This is a genomic window from Micromonospora musae (assembly GCF_003626545.1).
Classification (GTDB): Bacteria; Actinomycetota; Actinomycetes; order Mycobacteriales; family Micromonosporaceae; genus Micromonospora; species Micromonospora musae.
The window spans coordinates 401,119-421,293 of the sequence record NZ_RAZS01000004.1 but is presented as its reverse complement, the minus strand read 5'-3'; the positions used below and the strand labels follow the sequence as shown (position 1 = coordinate 421,293).

The following is a 20,175-nucleotide window of genomic DNA, read 5'->3' as shown; positions in this document are numbered from 1 at the left end:
CAGGAGCTCCGATGACCACGACACTGCCCTCGTACGACGACGTCGTCGCGCGCTACGAACCGGTGATCGGCCTGGAGACCCACGTCGAGCTCGGCACCCGCACGAAGATGTTCTGCGGCTGCCGGACCGACTTCGGCGGCGAGCCGAACACCCGGGTCTGCCCGGTCTGCCTCGGCCTGCCCGGCTCGCTGCCGGTGGTCAACAAGGCGGCCGTCGAGGCGACGATCCGGATCGGTCTCGCGCTGAACTGCTCGATCGCGGACTGGTGCCGGTTCGCCCGGAAGAACTACTTCTATCCGGACATGCCGAAGAACTTCCAGATCAGCCAGTACGACGAGCCGATCTGCGTCGACGGCTACCTGGACGTCGAGGTGAACGGCGAGACGGTGCGCATCGGCATCGAGCGGGTGCACATGGAGGAGGACACCGGTAAGACGCTGCACGTCGGCGGCGCCACCGGCCGGATCCACGGCGCGACCGAGTCGCTGGTGGACTACAACCGGGCCGGCATCCCCCTCGTGGAGATCGTCACCAAGCCGATCCCCGGCACCGGCAGTCTCGCACCCGACATCGCCCGGGCGTACGTCAACGAACTGCGGGAAGTGATCCGCTCGCTCGGCGTCTCCGACGTCCGGATGGAGGAGGGTTCGCTGCGCTGCGACGTGAACACGTCGCTGAACCTGCCCGGTCAGGAGTGGGGCACCCGGACCGAGACGAAGAACGTCAACTCGCTGCGTTCGGTGGAGCGGGCCGTCCGCTCCGAGATGCTGCGGCAGGCGTCGGTGCTCGACGCGGGGGGCCGGATCACCCAGGAGACCCGGCACTTCCACGAGGACACCGGGGACACCACCCCGGGCCGCTCGAAGGAGACCGCGACCGACTACCGGTACTTCCCGGAGCCGGACCTCGTGCCGATCGCGCCGGACCGCGCCTGGGTGGCCGAGCTGAAGGCGGCCCTGCCGGAGCTGCCCCGGGTGCACCGCCGGCGGCTCCAGGAGCAGTGGGGCCTGTCGGACCTGGACATGCAGTCGGTGCTCAACGCCGGTGCGGTCGAGCTGATCGAGCAGACCGTGGCCGCCGGCGCCACTCCGGCCGCGGCCCGCAAGTGGTGGCTCGGTGAGCTGTCCCGGCGGGCCAACGAGACCGGCGTGGAGCTGGTCGACGTGGGTGCCACCCCGGAGCAGGTCGCGGAGCTGCAGGGCCTGGTCGACGCCGGCAAGCTCAACGACAAGCTGGCCCGGACGGTGCTCGAGGGCGTGGTGGCCGGCGAGGGTTCGCCGACCGAGATCATGACGAGCCGGAACCTGGAGGTGGTCTCCGACACCGGCGCGCTCACCGCCGCGGTGGACGAGGCGATCGCCGCCAACCCGGAGATCGCCGACAAGATCCGCAGTGGCAAGGTCGCGGCGGCCGGTGCGCTGGTCGGCGCGGTCATGAAGACCACCCGTGGCCAGGCCGACGCGAAGACCGTCCGGGAGCTGATCCTGGCCCGGCTGAACGTCGAAGCCTGACCCTTCCCTCCCCTTCCGCGCCGAACCGATGATCATGAGGTGGGCGGCGGCCGCCGACTCCGGGGCCGCCGTCAACCTTGTGATCACCGGGTGATGGACGGCGCTTCCCCCGCACGTGGGCGTCAACGGCGACGCCCGGATGGAGTTCCCGTGAACCAGCACGACCTGGACGTCCTCGACGAGATTCAGCGGCGGGTGCTCTGGCTCGCCACCCGGATCGTGGACGCCGCCAACCACGACCGCGACGCCGGCGACGGCGTGAAGGTCGGCGGGCACCAGGCGTCGAGCGCCTCGCTGGTCACCGCGATGACCGCGCTCTGGTTCGCGCACCTGGACGCCGCGGACCGGGTGTCGGTGAAGCCGCACGCCTCGCCGGTCTACCACGCCATCCAGTACCTGCTGGGCAACCTCGACCGCTCGTACCTGCCCCGGCTGCGGGCGCGCGGCGGTCTCCAGTCCTACCCGTCGCGCACCAAGGACCCGGACGGGGTCGACTTCTCCACCGGCTCGGTCGGCCTCGGCGCGGCGGCGCCGCTCTTCGCCGCCGCCACCCGCCGTTACGTGGACGCGCACTTCGGCCCCCGGCCCCGGTCCCGGTTCGTCGCGCTGATCGGTGACGCCGAACTGGACGAGGGGAACATCTGGGAGGCCGTCGCCGACCCGGCCACCACCGGGCTGGGCAACGTCATGTGGCTGGTCGACTTCAACCGCCAGTCACTCGACCGGGTGGTCCCCGGCGTGCGGATCAACCAGTGGCGGGGCCAGTTCGAGGCGGCCGGTTGGCACGTGGTGGAGGTCAAGTACGGTCGCCGGCTCGCCGCCGCGTACGAGCGCCCGGGCGGGGAGGCGCTGCGGAACTGGATCGACGCGATGCCCAACGAGCAGTACCAGTCGCTCTTCGGGCTCGCCGGGCCGGAGCTGCGCCTGCAGTTCCTCGACGGCGCCCCCGAGGCGGTCGCCACGTTCATCGCGGACGTTCCCGACGACGAGCTGGGTCCGCTCGTCACCGACCTCGGCGGGCACGATCTCACGGCGCTGCTCGACGCGTACGCCCAGTGCGACGCCGTCACGGACCGACCCAGCGTGGTCTTCGCGTACACGGTGAAGGGCTGGGGTCTGCCCATCGCCGGCAACCCGCGCAACCACTCGGCGCTGCTCACCCCGCAGCAGGTCGAGGCGCTGCGCGCCGCCCACGGCCTGACCGAGGAGACGGAGTGGGACCGGCTCGACCCGGCGTCGCCGGCCGGCATCCGGGCCGGGGAGCGCCGGGAGGCGCTGGCCCGACCGCCGCGCGAGCGTGCGCTGGGGGTCACCGTCCCGGAGACCACGAAGGTACGCGCCAACAAGCCGATCTCCACGCAGGAGGTCTTCGGCCGGGTCCTGGTGGACCTGGCCCGGGACCCGGAGCTGGGGCGGTACCTGGTGACCACCGCGCCCGACGTGGCCACCTCCACCAACCTCGCCGGTTTCATCAACAAGACCGGCGTCTTCGCGCCGACCGCCCAGCGCTCCTGGACCGAGGACCGGATGCTGCGCTGGACCGAGAGCCCCGCCGGCCAGCACATCGAGCTGGGCATCTCGGAGATGAACCTGTTCCTGCTGCTGGGGCAGCTCGGCCTGGCGTGGGACCTCTCCGGCCAGCCCCTGCTGCCGGTGGGCACGGTGTACGACCCGTTCGTGCTCCGTGGTCTGGACGCGTTCCTCTACGGGACGTACTCGGGTTCCCGCTTCGTGGTCGCCGGCACCCCGTCCGGGATCACCCTCGCCCCCGAGGGGGGTGCGCACCAGTCGACCATCACCGCCTCGGTCGGGCTGGAGCTGCCGGGGGTGACCTTCATCGAGCCGGCGTACGCGGTCACCCTGGACTGGCTGCTCTGCGACGCCCTCGGTCAGGTGGCGGGTGGGGCGGCGCCGTCGGTGACGGCGGCACCGGCCGAGGACGGGGCGTACTACTTCCGCCTCAGCACCCGCCCCGTCGACCAGGCGCCGTTCGAGGCGGCGCGGGCCCGGCTCGGCGACGCGGTGCTGCGTCGGCAGGTGGTCGCCGGGGCGTACCGGCTGGTCGACGCCCACCAGGCGTACCCGCACCTGGCGGACGCGCCGGTGGTGCAGCTGGCCGCGTCGGGCGCGGTGCTGCCCGAGGTGCTGACCGCCGCCGCCGAGCTGGCCGACGAGGGCATCGCCGCGCACGTCGTGGACATCACCTCGCTGGACCGGATCTACCGGGCCTGGCAGCGCACCCTGCGGCAGGGCGTGCGGACGGCGACCGTACCGAGCGTGCCCGGCGCGCTCCGGTCGGCCTTCGACGACCGCGCGCCGGTGGTGACCGTGCACGACGCGGCCTCGCACGCGATGGCCTGGCTCGGCTCGGCCCTGGGGGTGCCGACGGTGCCGCTCGGGGTGGACGAGTTCGGCCAGTCCGGCAGCGTCGCCGAGCTGTACGAGCTGCACGACCTGCTTCCCGGCAGCATCGTCAACGCCGCGCTTGCCGCGCTCTCCCTCCGCCGCTGACCCGCCGCCCGCGACTCCGCCCGTCACCGCCGGTAGCGGCCGGGCGGGTCCGGGTCGGCGCGACTGGGAGTCACCACCGGACGGGGCTCAGCGGGTGGGCGTCGGGCTGACCGGAACCTGCTCGCCCGCCTTCGGATCCTGGATCACATGACGTTCCAGGTTCACCTGCGCCTCGCCGGTGCCGCCGACGGTGATGTCGTCGTACGCCTGGAGCAGCTTGTCCCGGTCGAAGTAGAGCACGCTCATCGACAGCGGAGTGGGTTTCTCACCCTCCAACCCGCGCAGCCCTGCCCCACCGGTGGAGCCCTCCACCAGCAGCTGCGTCGGCATCCGCCCCGGCTGCTCGGGCAGCTTCGAGACCTGCCGGGCGTGGGTGTGCCCGGCCAGCACCAGCGGACAGGCGCCGGAGAGCGGCCCGGCCGACGCCGGATCGTGCACCAGCGCGATGTTCACCGGGCGCGTCGACCTGCCGATCGTCTGGGCGAGCTGCTCGCCGGCCCCGATGACCTGATCGGCCACCTGCTGGGTCAGTCCGCTGCCCGCCGGCGAGGTGTTCTTGTCCGGGGTGAACCGCGGATCGCCGATGCCGGCGATGGTCAGCCCGGCGACCGTGGTGATCGAGTTGTTCAGCACGATCGCGTTCGGCTGCCGGGCGACGGCCGCGGCGGTCCGGGCCGAGTCGTGATTGCCCCGGATGTAGACGTAGGGCTTGCGCAGCACCCCGATCGAGCCCACGAAGGACGCCTCGGGCTCACTGCCCCAGTCGGTGATGTCCCCGGTGTCGATCACCACGTCGATGTCGAACTGCTCCACCACCGTTCTGATCAGCTGCCACCCCGTCGGATTGAGGTGCATGTCGGAGACGTGCAGCACCCGGGTGGACTCGGGCGCCGGTTCGAAGACCGGCAGCGCCGACACGGTCGTGTAGAGCTGGCTGACGTTGCCCACCAGGCGCTGGAGCTGCTCGGCGTACCGGCTGTAGTCGTTGGCTATCCGCCGCGCGTCACCGACGATCGCCGGCGCGTTGACCAGCAGCCCCTCGTACCGTGGCTCCTCGATCGCCTGCGGACGCAGCGTCGCCGCGGCCGCGCCCAGGGTGCTGAGGGTGACGCCCAACGCGAGCGCGCCGGCCACCGCGGTGCGGCGCACGTTCCGGAAGACCAACGCGGCCAGCAGCAGGGTCGCCAGCACCGCGGAGGCGACGGTACGCAGACCGAGCCGCATCACCCCGGAGCGGACGTCCTCCACCGCCGAGATGCTGGCCCGCTGGATGCTCGCCGGGTCGTCGATCAACGCCTCGGTACGTCCCTGGTCGAGCGCGCCGAGCCGGACGGTCAGGTGGGTCGGCCCGTCGTGGCTGTCCAGCAGCAGGGCGCCGAGCGGTGGAATGTCGACGGTGGTCCCGCCGGAGGTGTCCGGCGTCAGGGTGAGGGTCGCCTGGAACGGGCCGATGTCCGTGTCGACCCGGCCGCCGGCGAGCACGCCGAGCGTGACCCCGGCGAGGGTGACCAGCAGCACCGCCAGGGTCACCCCGGCCATCCGCAGCGGAGTGCGCCGACCGGTCCGGTCGGTGCCGCGCCGCAGCGGCCAACGCCGGCGGGCCGCCGGGGCCTTCCCGTCGGTGGCCTGCGGCTCGTACTGTTCGCCGTCCATGTTGGAAATGTCGACCCTCCGGGTCAGCTCCGCCCGGCTCCGCCGTCGGCGAAGACCAGCCGCAGCAGGCGATCGTCCTCCGGCACCGGGTCGCCCCGCCCGTCATGGTTGGAGGTGGAGACCCAGACCGACCCGTCGGGCGCGGCGGCCACGGCCCGAAGGCGCCCGTAACGGTTGCCGAGCAGCTCCTGCGGCTGGCCGAGCGTGGTGCCCGTGTCGGTCAGCTCGACCACCCAGAGCCGCTTGCCGCGCAGGCAGGCGGTGACCAGGAGTCGGTCCACCGCGGCCAGCCCCGAGCAGGAGGCGTCGGAGGTCGGCCACTGGGTGATCGGGTTGACGTAGCGCTTGTCGTCGCCGCGCCCCTCGACCACCGGCCAACCGTAGTTCTTCCCCGCGACGATCTGGTTGATCTCGTCCCAGGTGTTCTGGCCGAACTCCACCGCGTACATCCGCTTGGCGGCGTCCCAGGCGAAGCCCTGCACGTTGCGGTGCCCCAACGACCACACCGGCGAGTTGGGGAAGGGGTTGCCCGCCGCTGGTTTACCCTCCCGGGTGATTCGCAGGATCTTGCCGCCGAGGCTCTTCACGTCCTGCGCGTTCGGGCGTTCCCCGGCGTCGCCGGTGCTCGCGTAGAGCTGGCCGTCCGGCCCGAACCCGAGCCCGCCCCCGTTGTGGACGGAGGCCTTCGGGATGCCGGTCACGATGGGCGTCGGCTCGCCGCCGAGCTGGAGCCGGGCGATCCGGTTGTCCTGCTCCGTCGTGTAGTAGACGAAGAGCGTCCGGTCCCGTTGGTAGTCCGGGGAGACGGCGATGCCGAGCAGCCCGCCCTCGCCGGCCGCGGCCACGCCGGGGACGGTCTGCGCGACCGTCACCCGCAGCCCGTCCGGCCCGGACTCCGGGCCGACCTTCAGGATCCGGCCGCTGTCCCGTTCGGTGACCAGGGCGCCGCCGTCGGGCAGGAACCCGATCGCCCACGGCACCCGCAGGCCCTTGGCCAGCACCGTGGCGACCGCCTGCCGGCCGGCCCCGCCCGGGCTGGTCGAGGTGGAGGGGGTGGGGAAGTTCGGCGGTTCGCCCGCCGGGTCGGGGTCCGGCTCGCCGAAACTGCATCCGGTGGCCGCCAGCAGCAGAGCCGCGCAACACGCCGCGAGTGCCCCACGGGCGCGGCGGACGCGGGGGGACGGGGGACGGGCGCTCACCCGGCCCAGGGTATCCCGCCAGGCGGCTGCGGGCGCGCTGTGTGGCGCTTCGCCGTGGACGGTCGCACGAACGCGCCGGGTGGTGGAGGCGCCGGGTGCGGGTGCCGGCGGCGGACGTGGTCACCGGCGAGGCTATCGTCGGCGGGCGTGAAGGTATGGATTCCGCACGAGGCCGGGCTGTCGCTCCTCGGCGAGCTGCCCCCGGAGATCACCGTCGAGGTCGCCGAGCAACCGGAGAAGCTTCCGTCCGAGCCGGCCGGCGTCCGGTTCTGGGTGCCGCCCTTCCTCTCCGGCGGGGACGCCGCGGCGTTCCTGAACGAGCTGCCCGACCTCGAGGTGGTGCAGCTGCTCTCCGCCGGCGCGGACGCCTGGGTGGACCGGACGCCCGAGGGTGTGACGCTCTGCGACGCCCGTGGGGTGCACGACCCGTCGACGGCCGAGTGGGTGGTCACCGCGATGCTCACCCAGCTGCGGTCGTTCCCCGCGTTCGTCCGGGCGCAGGCCCGCCGGGAGTGGGCGTACGGCGAGGTGACCCCGACCGATGAGCTGACCGGCAAGCGGGTGCTCATCGTCGGCGCCGGTTCGATCGGCACGGCGGTACGCGACCGGCTCGCCCCGTTCGGGGTCAGCTTCACGCTGGTGGCCCGCACGGCCCGGCCCGAGCAGGGCGTGCACTCGGTCGACGAGCTGCCGCAGCTGCTGCCCGAGGCCGACGTGGTGGTGGTCCTGGTGCCGCTCACCGAGCGGACCCGGGGGCTGATCGACGCGAAGTTCCTGGCTTCGATGCGGGACGGCGCGCTGCTGGTCAACGCCGCGCGGGGGCCGGTGGCCCGGACCGACGACCTGACCGCCGAACTCGCCACCGGGCGGCTCCGCGCCGCGTTGGACGTCACCGATCCGGAGCCGCTGCCCGCCGATCATCCGCTGTGGGAGATGCCCAACGTGCTGATCACCCCGCACGTCGCCGGGTCGGTGCGGGGCCTGCTGCCCCGGGCGTACCGGCTCGTCGGGGATCAGGTGCGGCGGTTCGCGGCCGGCCAGCCGCTGATCAACACGGTGGTCGACGGGTACTGAGCCGGCCGCCGAGGTCGTACCGCCGTCGCGTGGTGACTCAGCCGGCCGCGTCGGGAAGGGTCTGGCCGGTGGCCGAGACCAACCGGGGCAGGTCGGCGCCGCGTACCGCGGGCAGGACGATCTGCTGGCCGTCGTCGAGTCGGGCCACCGCCCGCCCGCGCGGGTCGGTGGCCAGCTCGACCACCTTGTCCCAGGCGATCCGACGCTGACCGGCCAGCGCGCGCACGCTCAGCCCCCGAGCGTCCGCGTCGGTGCCCGCCCGCCACGCCCAGACGCCGACGGCGAGCGGGATGAGCAGCACCGGCAGCAGGTACGCCCGGACGTCGGCCAGCGGCAGGGCGCCGAAGAAGGCGATGATCGCCGCGGCCAGGAGTGCCTGGTTGTGCCGGAAGCGGACGGTGGCGGGCTTGGTCACCCTCCGATGATCCCACCTCCGCCGGCAGGTTCGCGCGTCGGGCGGCATCTCGGCGGCCGACGCACGCAAATAGTGACATGAGTCACTGATCTGGTCGGCGTTCCGCGCGTAACCGCTGCCCCGGGCGGCTCGTTTCCGAACAATGGGCAGTGGACTCGCCGTCCGATGCCCGCACCGCCGCACCGCCCCCGTGCCCCCTCACGAAGGCGACCGCCGTGCCCCTCGCCGCCCCGCTCCGCGCCCCTCTCCTCCGTCGAACGGTGCCGGAGGGCGCCGTGCTCGCGGCGGTCGTGCTGCTCCTGCTCGCCGGCACCACCCGACTGCTCCCGGCCGCGGCGGTGGTCGCCCTCGCCGCCGGTGCGGGCGCCACGCTCGCCGGGGTGCGGCTCACCCGGCTCGCCGTCCGCCTCCCCGGTCGCGAGCCGCGTCCGCCGGCCGGAGCCGCCGTCGAGGCGCGCTCGACACCGAGCGCTACCGCCCACCGACGCCCCGCCGTCCTGCTGCTCGACGCCGCCGTGGTGGCGGCCGGGCTCACCGCGGCGGTGCTGCCGTTGCTGGGCCCGCAGCGGCGGGCGGCGACCGCCGCCGGCCTGGTCGTGGTCGCGGTGCTCGGTCTGCTCGGTCTGCGCGGCCTGCCCGGACGCTCGCGGCCACCGGCCCGGGTCCGGCTGCGCCGGCTCGCCGACGCGGGCGCCCCGGCGGCCGGGCTGGTCCTCGCCGGCTGGCTGCTGCTGCCCCCGGCGACCGGTTCGGCGCCGGAGCGGCTCGCCGCGGCCGCCCTGCTCGGCGTACTCGGCGTCGCCGGACTCACCGCGCTGACCGGAGCGCATCGCCGTCCGGGCGCGGCGACCTGCCGGGGCGGGCTGCACCTCACCCTGCTCGGGCTGGTGCTGCTCGCCGTCTTCGACCCGGCGGCGCAGTGGCCGCTGCTGCTTGCCGTACCGCCGCTGCTGGTGGGGATGCTGCTCTTAGCCGCCGGCGCGGCCCGGGCGGTCGCCGCCGAGCCCGCGGCCCTCCACCCGGCCCCGGGCTGGCTCCGGGCGGTGGTGCCGGCGGTGGCGCTGCTGCCGGCCGTGGGTGGGCAGCTCGACGCCGGTCTGCCGACGGACCGGACCGCCGTGCTGCTCGCCCTGGCGGCCGTCCCGCCCCTCGTGCTCCGCGAGCTGCTCCGCGCCGGGGAGGCGCGCCCGGAACGTCAGCGCGGTGAACCGACCGGGGTCGCCGCCCCGGCCGGCGAGTCGCCGTCGCCGGCCACCGCGGCCGCCCCGGCGAGCCTCGTGGCCGCCCCGCTGCCGCAGCCGCTCGACGGGCTCGCCGACGGGCCCGCGCTGCTGCGGGCCCTCACCGTGCTCGGCGGGAACCCGATGCCCGTCGGGGCGCTGCTCGTGGTGGAGCTGCACCTGCCGGACGGCGCCGGGCTACCGGCGCGGCGGGCCGGTGTGCTCGCCGAGGCGGTGCGGCGCGCCCGCGCGGTGGTCGACCGGCGGGACCTGCTGGCGCAGGTGGGTGATGCCGGGTTCGCGGTGGTCACCGAGGCGGGACCGATGCGGGCGTACGCGCTGGGCGAGCGCCTGCTCGCCGCGCTCACCCAGCCCTACCAGCTCGGCGGAGCGGCGCTCCAGGTGCCGGCGAGCATCGGCCTCGCCGAGGTCGCCACCGGTTCGCCGCAGGACGTGCTGCGGCAGGCCGACCTGGCCCGGCGGCGGGCCGTCCAGCTCGGCCGGGACCGGGTCGAGTGGTACGACGCGTTCCTGGAGGAGCAGCTGGTCCGCCGGCTCGACCTGGAGCGGGAGCTGCCGGGTGCGGTCGCCCGGGGCGAGCTGGACCTGGTCTACCAGCCGGTGCTGCGGCTGGACGACCGGCAGCCGGTCGGTACCGAGGCGTTCCTGCGCTGGCGTAGCCCGGTGCTCGGCACGGTGCTCCCCGACGAGCTGTTCCCCGTCGCCCGGGACCTCGACATCGTGGGGGAGCTGGAGTGGTGGGTGCTGGACCGGGCGTGCCGGCAGCTCGCCGAGTGGTCCGCGAACAGCCGCCAGCTCTGGATGTCGATAAACGTGACCACGAGCGAGCTGACCACTCCGGACTACGTGCAGCGCACGGCGGCGGTGCTGGCCGCGTACGGCGTGCCGCCCGAGCAGCTGGTCGTCGAGGTGGCCGAGCCGCGGATCGTGGGCGAGCTGTCGACTGTGGTCGCCCGGCTGGCGGGGCTGCGGTCGCTCGGCGTGCGTACCGCCCTGGACCAATTCCGCCCCGAGCACGCCTCGCTGGCCCAGCTGCGGCGGCTGCCGATCGACCTGTTGAAGGTCGGTGCCGGCCTGGTCGATCCGGCGCCGGACGCGCAGCGGCCCCTCATCGACGTGGTGGTGAACGTCGGTGACCGGCTCGGGGTCGAGATCGTGGCGGAGGAGCTGGAGTCGTCCGCCCAGGTGCAGGGCGCGCGGCGGGCCGGCTGCCGGTACGGGCAGGGCTTCGCGCTCGCCCGACCGGCGACGGCGGAGCGGGTCGAGGCGTACCTCGAGGAGTTCCCCTCCGCGTCTCGGTGACGGGTAGGCCCCGCCGTACCCTGGACCGTCCGGAGATCAGGGGAAGGCGCGGTGAGATCGTGAGCCAGCAACCGCTGCACGAGGGTTGGGTACTGCGAGCGGTACCGGGGTCGCAGGTACCGCCGGAGGTCGCCGACCGGGAGATCCCGGCGACGGTGCCCGGCTGCGTGCACACCGATCTGCTCGACGCCGGCCTGATCGCCGACCCGTTCCTCGACGACAACGAGTCCAGGTTGACCTGGATCGGGCGCACCGACTGGGTCTACGAGACCACCTTCCGGCACGAGCCGGACGGCGCCGACCGGATCGACCTGGTCTGCGCCGGGCTCGACACGGTCGGCACGCTCGCCGTCAACGGGGTCGAGGTCGGCCGCACCGAGAACATGCACCGCGGCTACCGCTTCGACCTCCGGTCGCTGCTGCGGGCCGGCGACAACACCCTGACCGTACGGTTCGACTCCGCCTACCGGTACGCGCAGGCGCAGCAGGAGAGGCTCGGCGACCGGCCGAACGCCTATCCGGAGCCGTTCCACTTCATCCGGAAGATGGCCTGCAACTTCGGTTGGGACTGGGGGCCGACCCTGGTCACGGCGGGCATCTGGCAGGAGATCACGCTGCACGCCTGGTCGACCGCGCGGCTGGCGAGCGTACGCCCGCTGGTGACCCTCGACGGCGCCGACGGACGGGTCGAGGTGCACGTGGAGGTCGAGCGGGCCGGCGACGAACCGTTGACGGTGCGCGCCGAGGTGGCCGGGGTGGTGGCGGCGGTGACGATCCCCGCGGGGGAGCGCGCGGCGGTGCTCACCCTCACCGTCGACGAGCCGGCCCGGTGGTGGCCGCGCGGGCACGGCGAACCGACCCGGTACCCGTTGGTGGTGACCCTGCTCGACCAGGCCGGCTCCACCCTCGACGACTGGACGCGGCGGATCGGCTTCCGCTCGGTGCGCCTGGACACCGCGCCGGACGCGCACGGCTCCGCGTTCACCCTGCACGTCAACGACATCCCCGTCTTCGTCCGCGGGGTCAACTGGATCCCCGACGACACCTTTCCCACCCGGATCACCCGCGATCGGCTCGCCGAGCGCTTCGGCCAGGCCATCGAGGCGAACGTCAACCTGCTGCGCGTCTGGGGCGGCGGCCGGTACGAGTCCACGGACTTCTACGACCTCGCCGACGAGCTGGGGCTGCTGGTGCAGCAGGACTTCCTCTTCGCCTGCGCCGCCTACCCGGAGGAGGAGCCGTTCCGCACCGAGGTCGAGGCGGAGGCGCGGGAGCAGGTCACCCGGCTGACCGGGCACCCGTCGCTGGTGCTCTGGACCGGCAACAACGAGAACATCTGGGGCTGGCACGACTGGGACTGGCAGGAGCCGCTCGCCGGGCGCACGTGGGGGCGCGGCTACTACCTGGAGCTGCTGCCCAGCGTGGTGGCCGAGCTGGACCCGACCCGGCCGTACTGGCCGGGCAGCCCGTGGTCGGGGCGGGAGGACCTGCACCCGAACGACCCGGCGCACGGCACCACGCACATCTGGGACGTCTGGAACACCGACGACTACACGAAGTACCGCGCCTACACGCCGCGCTTCGTGGCCGAGTTCGGCTACCAGGCGCCGCCCGCGTACGCCACGCTGCGCCGGGCGCTCTCCGACGAGCCGCTCGCGCCCGACTCGCCGGGCATGGCCCACCACCAGAAGGCGACCGGCGGTGACGCCAAGCTCCAGCGCGGCCTGGACGCGCACCTGCCGGCGCCCCGCGACTTCGACGACTGGCACTTCCTGACCCAGCTCAACCAGGCCCGCGCGATCCAGCTCGGCGTCGAGCACTTCCGGTCGCTGCGCCCGGTCTGCATGGGCACGATCGTCTGGCAGCTCAACGACTGCTGGCCGGTCACCTCCTGGTCGGCGGTGGACGGCGACGGCCGGCGCAAGCCGCTCTGGCACGCGCTGCGCCGCGCGTACGCCGACCGGCTGCTCACCGTCCAGCCCCGCGACGGCGGGCTGGTCCTGGTCGCCGTCAACGACGGCGGGACCCCGTGGCGGGCCACCGTCTCCGTGGACCGGGTGAGCCTGACCGGCGAGCCACGGGCGAAGGCGACGATGCCGCTGGACGTCCCCGCGTACGGCACGGTGACGCTGGCGCTGCCGGCGGAGCTGGCCCGGCCGGACGACGCCCGGCGGGAGCTGGTCGTCGCCGACGCGGGAGACGGCACCGCGCGGGCCTTCTGGTTCTTCGCGGAGGACCGGGACATCGACTGGCCGGCTGCGGAGTGGGAGGCGGTCGTCGAGCCGGCCGAGGGCGGGCACCGGGTGCGGGTCACCGCCGGCACGGTCCTGCGCGACCTCAGCCTCTTCCCGGACCGCCTCGACCCGGCGGCCGAGGTGGACGAGGTCCTGGTCACCCTGCTGCCCGGCGAGTCGGCGACGTTCCACGTGCGCACCCCGCACGCGCTGGACCCGGCGGCCCTGACGAGCCGCCCGGTGCTGCGCTGCGTGAACGACATCTGAGCGCAGGGGCTCCTTCCCAGACCCGAGGTGGAGGGGCCCCGCCGACCCCACCGACTTGAAGAATTTTGCAACTGCTAAAGTCTTCAGGGTCGTCCAGAGGGGGGTGGGGATGTCGGTACCGCTGTACCAGGCCAAGGCGGAGCTGTTCCGTACGCTCGGGCACCCGGTGCGGATCCGGGTGCTGGAGCTGCTCCAAGACGGACCGAAGCCGGTACGCGACCTCCTCGCCGCGATCGACGTCGAGGCGTCCAACCTCTCCCAGCAGCTCGCGGTGCTGCGCCGCGCCGGCATGGTCAGCACCTGGCGGGACGGTCCGCTCGTTATGTACCAGCTCAGCACCCCGGACGTGGCCGACCTGCTCGCTGCCGGGCGACGCATCCTCGGCGCCGTTCTCACCGACCGGGACGCCCTCCTCGACGAACTGCGCACCGGCCCGCCGGGTGAGTGACGTGTTCCGGTCGATCCGCGACCGCTTACTCGGCCTCCTGCCGCAGCGCGAGGACTGGGGGGCCCTACGCCGGTCACCCCGCCGTGACGTGATCGCCGGGCTGACCGTGGCGGTGGTGGCCCTCCCACTCGCCCTGGCCTTCGGGGTCACCTCCGGCCTGGGCGCGGAGGCGGGGCTGGTCACCGCGGTGATCGCCGGCGCGGTGGCGGCGGTCTTCGGCGGCTCCAACCTCCAGGTCTCCGGCCCGACCGGCGCGATGACCGTGGTGCTGGTACCGGTGGTCCAGCGCTTCGGTGCCAGTGGTGTGCTGACGGTCGGCGTGCTGGCCGGGCTGCTGCTGATCATCCTCGCGGTCGCCCGCCTCGGTCGATACGTCCGCTACCTCCCCGTGCCGGTGATCGAGGGCTTCACCGCCGGCATCGCCGTGGTGATCGCACTCCAGCAGGTGCCGGCCGTGCTGGGCGTCGAGGACGCAGAGGGCGAGCGGGTGTGGGCGGTCGCCGTCGACGCCGTGGTCCGCTTCGCGGCCCACCCGCACCCGGCTCCGCTCACGCTGGCGCTGGCGGTCGCCGCGCTGATGCTGCTCGGTGCCCGGTGGCGGCCCGGCTGGCCGCTCTCGCTCGCCGCGGTCGCCCTCGCCACCGGCCTGGCCGAGGTCCTCCCGGTGGATCTGGCGCGGATCGGCGCGCTGCCCACCGGGCTGCCCGCGCCGTCGTTGGACTTCCTCGACCTGGGCGCCATGGGAATGCTCCTCCCGTCCGCTCTGGCCGTGGCCGCGCTCGCCGCGCTGGAGAGCCTGCTCAGTGCGACCGTCGCTGACGGGATGACCACCGGCCAACGCCACGACCCGGACCGGGAACTCTTCGGGCAGGGCCTGGCCAACCTGGCCGCACCGGTGTTCGGCGGGGTACCGGCGACCGCCGCCATCGCCCGTACGGCGGTGAACGTCCGCGCCGGCGGCCGCTCGAAGCTCGCCGCGCTGACCCATGCCGTCGCGCTCGCCGGGATCGTGCTGGTCGCCGCGCCGGTGGTGGGGCGGATCCCGCTCGCCGCGCTGGCCGGCGTCCTGCTCGCCACCACCGTGCGCATGGTCGAAACCGGTTCGATCCGGGCACTGGCCCGGGCGACCCGCGGCGACGCCCTGGTGCTCATGCTCACCTTCGCGGTGACCGTAGCGCTCGACCTCGTCACCGCCGTCGCGGTCGGGGTCGGCGTGGCGATCATCATCGCGCTGCGCGCGGTGACCCGGGCCGCGCGGGTGGAGCAGGTGCCGTTCGACCGCGGCGCGCACAGCGCCGAGGAGCACGCGCTCCTCACCGAGCACATTGTGGTGTACCGGCTGGACGGCCCACTCTTCTTCGCTGCGGCACACAACTTCCTACGGCAGCTCTCCGACGTCGCCGACGTCCGCGTGGTCATCCTGCGGATGTCCCGGGTGTCCACGATCGATGCCACTGGTGCGCAGGTCCTCGGCGACGCCGTGCTACGGCTGCAGGGCCGCGGGATCACCGTGCTGCTCTCCGGAATCGCTCCCCGTCACGACGAGGTTCTCACCGCCCTCGGTGTCGCCGAGCAACTCCGCCGCGACGGTCTGGTCTTTCCGGACGCCTCGAGCGCGGTCCGCTACGCCCGGACCGTCGCGCTCGGCGGGGCCCAGCCGTGGGCCCCCGTCGCCGCACACTGAGCCCGACGGTCTTCGACGCCGACACCAGTCGCACCTTCCGGCCCGGGCCCGTGCCGTCGCGGTGAGCGCGGTCGTCGCGATCGGTACGGCACGGTGCTTCTCGTCGGCGCGCTGTCGTTTCTCCTCATCGCCCTGGTCGGGTACTGAGACGCGGCACGACTATCTCACCTGCTGATGAGGCCCCCTGCCACGCGATGCGACGGCAGGGGGCCCGACCGGCTACTCCGGGACGCGCCGGTAGGCGCCGTCGCTGGCCGAGGTGGCCATCGAGGCGTACGCCCGCAGTGCGGCCGAGACCGGCCGCTGCCGGTCGGCCGGTGTGTACGGGCGGTCGCGCTTCTCCTCGGCGACGCGGCGGGCCTGGAGCACGTCCTCGGGAACGTTCAGCTCGATCGACCGGCCCGGGATGTCGATCACGATCTCGTCGCCCTCCTGGACCAGCGCGATCAGCCCGCCGGAGGCCGCCTCGGGGGAGGCGTGCCCGATGGAGAGGCCGGAGGTGCCGCCCGAGAACCGGCCGTCGGTGAGCAGCGCACAGGCCCGGCCGAGCCCGCGACCCTTGAGGAACGAGGTGGGGTAGAGCATCTCCTGCATCCCGGGACCGCCCTTCGGCCCCTCGTACCGGATCACCACAACGTCACCGGCGACGACCTCCTTGGCCAGGATCGCGGTGACCGCGTCGTCCTGCGACTCGTAGACCTTCGCGGGGCCGCGGAAGGTCAGGCACTCCTCGGGCACCCCGGCGGTCTTCACCACGCAGCCGTCCGGCGCGAGGTTGCCGTGCAGGATGGCCAGGCCGCCGTCGGCGGAGTACGCGTGCGCCGCGTCCCGGATGCAGCCGCCGGCCCCGTCGGTGTCCAGGGACGACCAGCGGTTGGTGGTGGAGAACGCCTCGGTGGTGCGCACCCCGCCCGGTGCGGCGTGGAACAGCTCCAGCGCCTCCGGTCGGGCCGAGCCGCCCCGGACGTCCCAGTCGGCCAGCCACTGCGGAAGCGAGGGCGAGTGCACGGAGTGGACGTCGCGGTGGAGCAGGCCGGCCCGGTCCAGCTCGCCGAGGATCGCCGGGATTCCGCCGGCGCGGTGCACGTCCTCCATGTGGTACTGGGGCGAGTTCGGGGCGACCTTCGCCAGGCAGGGGACCCGGCGGGAGATGGCGTCGATGTCGGCCACGCCGAAGTCCAGCTCGGCCTCGCGGGCGGCCGCGAGCAGGTGCAGCACCGTGTTGGTGGAGCCGCCCATCGCGACGTCCAGCGCGACCGCGTTCTCGAACGCCGGCCGGGAGGCGATCGACCGGGGCAGCACCGAGGCGTCGTCCTGGTCGTACCACCGCTTGGCGATCTCGACGACCGTGCGGCCGGCCTCGACGAAGAGCGACTTCCGCGCGGCGTGGGTGGCCAGGGTCGAGCCGTTGCCCGGCAGGGCCAGCCCGATCGCCTCGGTGAGGCAGTTCATCGAGTTGGCGGTGAACATCCCGGAGCACGAGCCGCAGGTCGGGCAGGCGGAGCGTTCGATCTCGCCGAGTTGGTCGTCGGTGACCGCCTCGTTCGACGAGGCGATCATCGCGTCGATCAGGTCGATCTTGCTGTGCACGATGCCCTCGATCGCCACCGTCTTGCCGGCCTCCATCGGGCCGCCGGAGACGAAGACGGTCGGGATGTTGAGCCGGAGCGCGGCGAGCAGCATGCCCGGGGTGATCTTGTCGCAGTTCGAGATGCAGACCAGCGCGTCCGCGCAGTGCGCGTTGACCATGTACTCCACGGCGTCGGCGATGAGCTCCCGGCTGGGCAGCGAGTAGAGCATCCCGCCGTGGCCCATTGCGATGCCGTCGTCGACGGCGATGGTGTTGAACTCCCGTCCGACGCCGCCGGCCTCGGCCACCGCGTCGGCGACGAGGCCACCGAGCTCCTTGAGGTGGACGTGACCCGGTACGAACTGGGTGAAACTGTTGGCGATGGCGACGATCGGCTTGCCGAAGTCGTCGTCGGTCATCCCGGTGGCCCGCCAGAGGGCCCGGGCACCGGCCATCGTCCGACCGTGCGTGGAGGTCTTCGACCGCAGCTCAGGCATGCGTACCAGTCTTGCACCGGGCCGGCGCAGGCCCCCCGACCGCGTACGCCGTGTCCCAACAGATGCACATCCGGGGCCCCACGGAGAGCGCTCATCCGGCACAGTTAGCGGCGTGCATCTCCCCCCGGGCGTGGCCACCGCCGCGGCGTTGAGCTGGCTGGTCGCCGCCTCGGCCACCGCGCTGCTCACGGTCGGTCTCCGGCGGCGTCCGGGGCCGCACCGACCGGCGCTGGCGCTGCTCGCGGTGGCCGCCGGGATCGCCCTGGTCGGCCTCGTGAGCGGGCTCGCCGCGACACTCGTCTCGATGCCGCACTGGGCGCACGAACAGGGGCAGCGCACCGGCTGGGCGACCGTCGTCTCGGTCGGCACGGCGGCGAGCGGGCTGATCTTCCTGGTCGGGCTCTTCCGGCTGCCCGGGGTGGTGGCCTCGACGGCCGCCACGGCGCGGCTGCTCCTCGACGGCCTGATGATGGCCGCCGCCATCTGGTTCGTCGGCTGGATGCTCGTCAGCGAGCCGACCCGGATCCTCGGCGGCGCCACCCCGACGGTCTGCGTGCCGATCCTGCTCGCCACGGCGAGCGCCGCGCTGACCGCCGGCATCGGCCCACTGGCCGTCTGCCGGGGCGTCGCCACCCGCGGTCGCCTGCTTCTGCTCGCCGCGGCCATCGCCACCGTGACCGCCGGCGGGCTCGGCGTCGCCGTCGGGCTCTGCCGGTCCGGACCGACCCTGGTGCTGGTCGGCGCGGGGCTCTCCTCGGTCGGCCTGCTCGCCGTGGCGCTCTCGGCGCTGCGGCTCGACCCGGCGGCGCGGTTCGAACCGGACGGCGTCGACCGCAGCGGCGAGAACGCTCTCATCCCGATGCTCGCCATGACCGTGTCGGCGACGTACCACCTCGTCCAGGGCGGCCGGTTCACCCCGCTCAGCGTCGGAGTCTGCGCCGTCGAGGGCTTCGCCCTGGTGGCCCGCCAGTACCTCGCGGTGCGTGACGTGCGGGCGTACGCGGCCCGGCTGGCCGAGCGCGAGGCGCACTTCCGTGAGCTGGCGCACACCGACGCCCTGACCGGGCTGGCGAACCGGCGCGGGCTGCTGCGGACCCTGCACCGGCGGGCCGCGGCCGGGATCCCGTGCGTGCTGCTCGGCCTCGACCTCGACGGGTTCAAGCACGTCAACGACGTGCGCGGCCACGACGCGGGTGACGCGGTGCTCGCCGAGGTGGGACGCCGGCTGCGCGAGACGCTGGGACCCGACGACGTGGCGGCCCGATTGGGTGGGGACGAGTTCGCGGTGCTGCTCTCCGGCCGCGCCCGCGAGGCCGACCAGGTCGCCGAGCAGCTGCTGGCCGTGCTGGGCCGGGCGCACGAGCAGCCGGAGGGGCCGGTCTTCCTCTCCGTCAGCATCGGGGTGGCGGGCTGCGACGGGGAGCCCGAGGTGGAGATGCTGCTGCGCCACGCCGACCTGGCGCTGCGCTACGCCAAGCAGCGCGGGAAGAGCCGGATCGAGCGCTACGACGCCGCCTACGACCAGCTGCTGCGTCGCCGGACGACGCTGGAGCACGAGCTGCGCGGCGCGATCGGCCGGGACGAGCTGCGGCTGGTCTTCCAACCGGTCGCGTCGCTGCCGTCGGTACGCCCGGTCGGCGCCGAGGCGCTGCTGCGCTGGCGTCACCCTGAGCTGGGCAACGTCCGCCCGGACGAGTTCATCCCGCTCGCCGAGGAGTGCGGGATGATCGCCACGCTCGGCGCGTGGGTGCTCAACCAGGCCTGCCGGCAGCTCTCCCGCTGGCTCGCCGACGGGCACGACGTCTGGGTCTCGGTGAACGTCTCTCCCCGGGAGCTGCACGACCCGGAGTACGTGGTGCTGGTCGCCGACGCGCTGCGCAGGCACGGCGTGCCACCGCAGCGGCTGGTGCTGGAGGTGACCGAGCACGCCGTCGCCACCGACCTCGACGAGCTGATCCGGCGGCTGGCCGCGCTGCGCCGGACCGGGGTGCGGATCGCCCTCGACGACTTCGGCGCGGGTTACTCGTCGCTGGGGCAGCTGCGCCGGTTGCCGATCGACATTCTCAAGATCGACCATGGCCTGGTGGCCGAGCACGAGCCGGTCCGTCCCGAGGGGCAGGACGGGCCCGCGTTCGCGCCGATGGTCGACATCGTGATGCGCCTCGGCCACCAGCTCGGCCTGGAGGTCATCGCCGAGGGCGTCACCACGCCCACCGAACTGGCCGCGGTGGTCGCCGCCGGCTGCCGGTTCGGGCAGGGGGCGCTCTGCGGCTGGGGGGTGCCGGCCGAACACCTGGAGGCGATGCTCGAGGCGGCCACCTCGCCGGCGGCCCGGCCGGCGGGCGCCGCGTCGGGCAACCGGTCCTCGGGCCATGCCGGCCGCGCGGCGGAGGCCGATTCCCGGCCCCCGACACTGCCGCCGTCGCGCCTTCCGCAGAGCGCGTCCGGGCAGCTCACGCCGGGCGTCGCGGGCGCGTCGCGGGGCGACGCGCCGACGCCCGTGAACCAACATGTGGGATCAGTTGACTCATCGCGTGAGATGCGTCAGGCTTGAGCGCATGTCGTCTCA

Annotated in this window: 12 protein-coding genes; 8 read left to right on the top strand and 4 right to left on the bottom strand. The window is 73.8% G+C overall.

The window, feature by feature from the left end:
- The first annotated feature begins 11 nt into the window (after positions 1-11).
- The gene (gatB, locus tag D7147_RS13715) at positions 12-1,511 is read left to right on the top strand and encodes an Asp-tRNA(Asn)/Glu-tRNA(Gln) amidotransferase subunit GatB (RefSeq protein WP_120677440.1); all 1,500 of its coding nucleotides are present in this window, start codon (positions 12-14) and stop codon (positions 1,509-1,511) included.
- Between the two features lie 150 nt (positions 1,512-1,661).
- Entirely contained in the window at positions 1,662-4,022 is a 2,361-nt protein-coding gene (locus tag D7147_RS13710; RefSeq protein WP_120677438.1) for a transketolase-like TK C-terminal-containing protein, read from the top strand.
- An 87-nt stretch (positions 4,023-4,109) separates the two neighbouring features.
- Here the strand turns inward: D7147_RS13710 and D7147_RS13705 are convergent, their stop codons facing one another.
- On the bottom strand, positions 4,110-5,675 hold the full coding sequence (locus tag D7147_RS13705) for a metallophosphoesterase (RefSeq protein WP_120677436.1): 1,566 nt from the start codon (positions 5,673-5,675) through the stop codon (positions 4,110-4,112).
- 23 nt (positions 5,676-5,698) lie between these two features.
- Positions 5,699-6,874, bottom strand: a complete 1,176-nt coding sequence (locus D7147_RS13700; RefSeq protein ID WP_120677434.1) for a PQQ-dependent sugar dehydrogenase — start codon at positions 6,872-6,874, stop codon at positions 5,699-5,701.
- A 147-nt stretch (positions 6,875-7,021) separates the two neighbouring features.
- Here D7147_RS13700 and D7147_RS13695 point away from each other — a divergent pair, with 147 nt between their 5' ends.
- Positions 7,022-7,948 (top strand): 2-hydroxyacid dehydrogenase, encoded by a 927-nt coding sequence (locus tag D7147_RS13695; RefSeq protein WP_120677433.1) that lies wholly within the window; start codon positions 7,022-7,024, stop codon positions 7,946-7,948.
- 37 nt (positions 7,949-7,985) lie between these two features.
- Here the strand turns inward: D7147_RS13695 and D7147_RS13690 are convergent, their stop codons facing one another.
- Positions 7,986-8,363: a PH domain-containing protein gene (locus D7147_RS13690; RefSeq protein ID WP_120677430.1), complete on the bottom strand. Its 378-nt coding sequence runs from the start codon at positions 8,361-8,363 to the stop codon at positions 7,986-7,988.
- A gap of 260 nt (positions 8,364-8,623) precedes the next feature.
- Between D7147_RS13690 and D7147_RS13685 the strand changes: the two genes are divergently transcribed.
- The 4 genes from D7147_RS13685 (at position 8,624) to D7147_RS13670 (ending at position 15,539) form a co-directional block, all read left to right on the top strand.
- Positions 8,624-10,906 (top strand): GGDEF domain-containing phosphodiesterase, encoded by a 2,283-nt coding sequence (locus D7147_RS13685; protein WP_233563124.1) that lies wholly within the window; start codon positions 8,624-8,626, stop codon positions 10,904-10,906.
- 59 nt (positions 10,907-10,965) lie between these two features.
- Positions 10,966-13,407 carry a glycoside hydrolase family 2 protein gene (locus D7147_RS13680; protein ID WP_120677426.1) on the top strand — a complete coding sequence of 814 codons (2,442 nt, stop codon included), beginning with the start codon at positions 10,966-10,968 and terminating at the stop codon, positions 13,405-13,407.
- A 109-nt stretch (positions 13,408-13,516) separates the two neighbouring features.
- The gene (locus D7147_RS13675) at positions 13,517-13,855 is read left to right on the top strand and encodes an ArsR/SmtB family transcription factor (RefSeq protein ID WP_120677424.1); all 339 of its coding nucleotides are present in this window, start codon (positions 13,517-13,519) and stop codon (positions 13,853-13,855) included.
- A 1-nt stretch (position 13,856) separates the two neighbouring features.
- Positions 13,857-15,539 (top strand): SulP family inorganic anion transporter, encoded by a 1,683-nt coding sequence (locus D7147_RS13670; RefSeq protein ID WP_407663341.1) that lies wholly within the window; start codon positions 13,857-13,859, stop codon positions 15,537-15,539.
- A gap of 219 nt (positions 15,540-15,758) precedes the next feature.
- Here the strand turns inward: D7147_RS13670 and ilvD are convergent, their stop codons facing one another.
- Entirely contained in the window at positions 15,759-17,606 is a 1,848-nt protein-coding gene (gene ilvD, locus D7147_RS13665; RefSeq protein ID WP_120677420.1) for a dihydroxy-acid dehydratase, read from the bottom strand.
- A gap of 112 nt (positions 17,607-17,718) precedes the next feature.
- Here ilvD and D7147_RS13660 point away from each other — a divergent pair, with 112 nt between their 5' ends.
- Entirely contained in the window at positions 17,719-20,160 is a 2,442-nt protein-coding gene (locus D7147_RS13660) for a putative bifunctional diguanylate cyclase/phosphodiesterase (RefSeq protein WP_407663340.1), read from the top strand.
- Positions 20,161-20,175: the final 15 nt, after the last annotated feature.

Bases quoted from the DNA above. Each gene is read 5' to 3' on its own strand.
- D7147_RS13675 (WP_120677424.1), top strand. From the start codon at position 13,517: ATGTCGGTACCGCTGTACCAGGCCAAGGCGGAGCTGTTCCGTACGCTC.
- D7147_RS13705 (WP_120677436.1), bottom strand. From the start codon at position 5,675: ATGGACGGCGAACAGTACGAGCCGCAGGCCACCGACGGGAAGGCCCCG.
- ilvD (WP_120677420.1), bottom strand. From the start codon at position 17,606: ATGCCTGAGCTGCGGTCGAAGACCTCCACGCACGGTCGGACGATGGCC.
- gatB (WP_120677440.1), top strand. From the start codon at position 12: ATGACCACGACACTGCCCTCGTACGACGACGTCGTCGCGCGCTACGAA.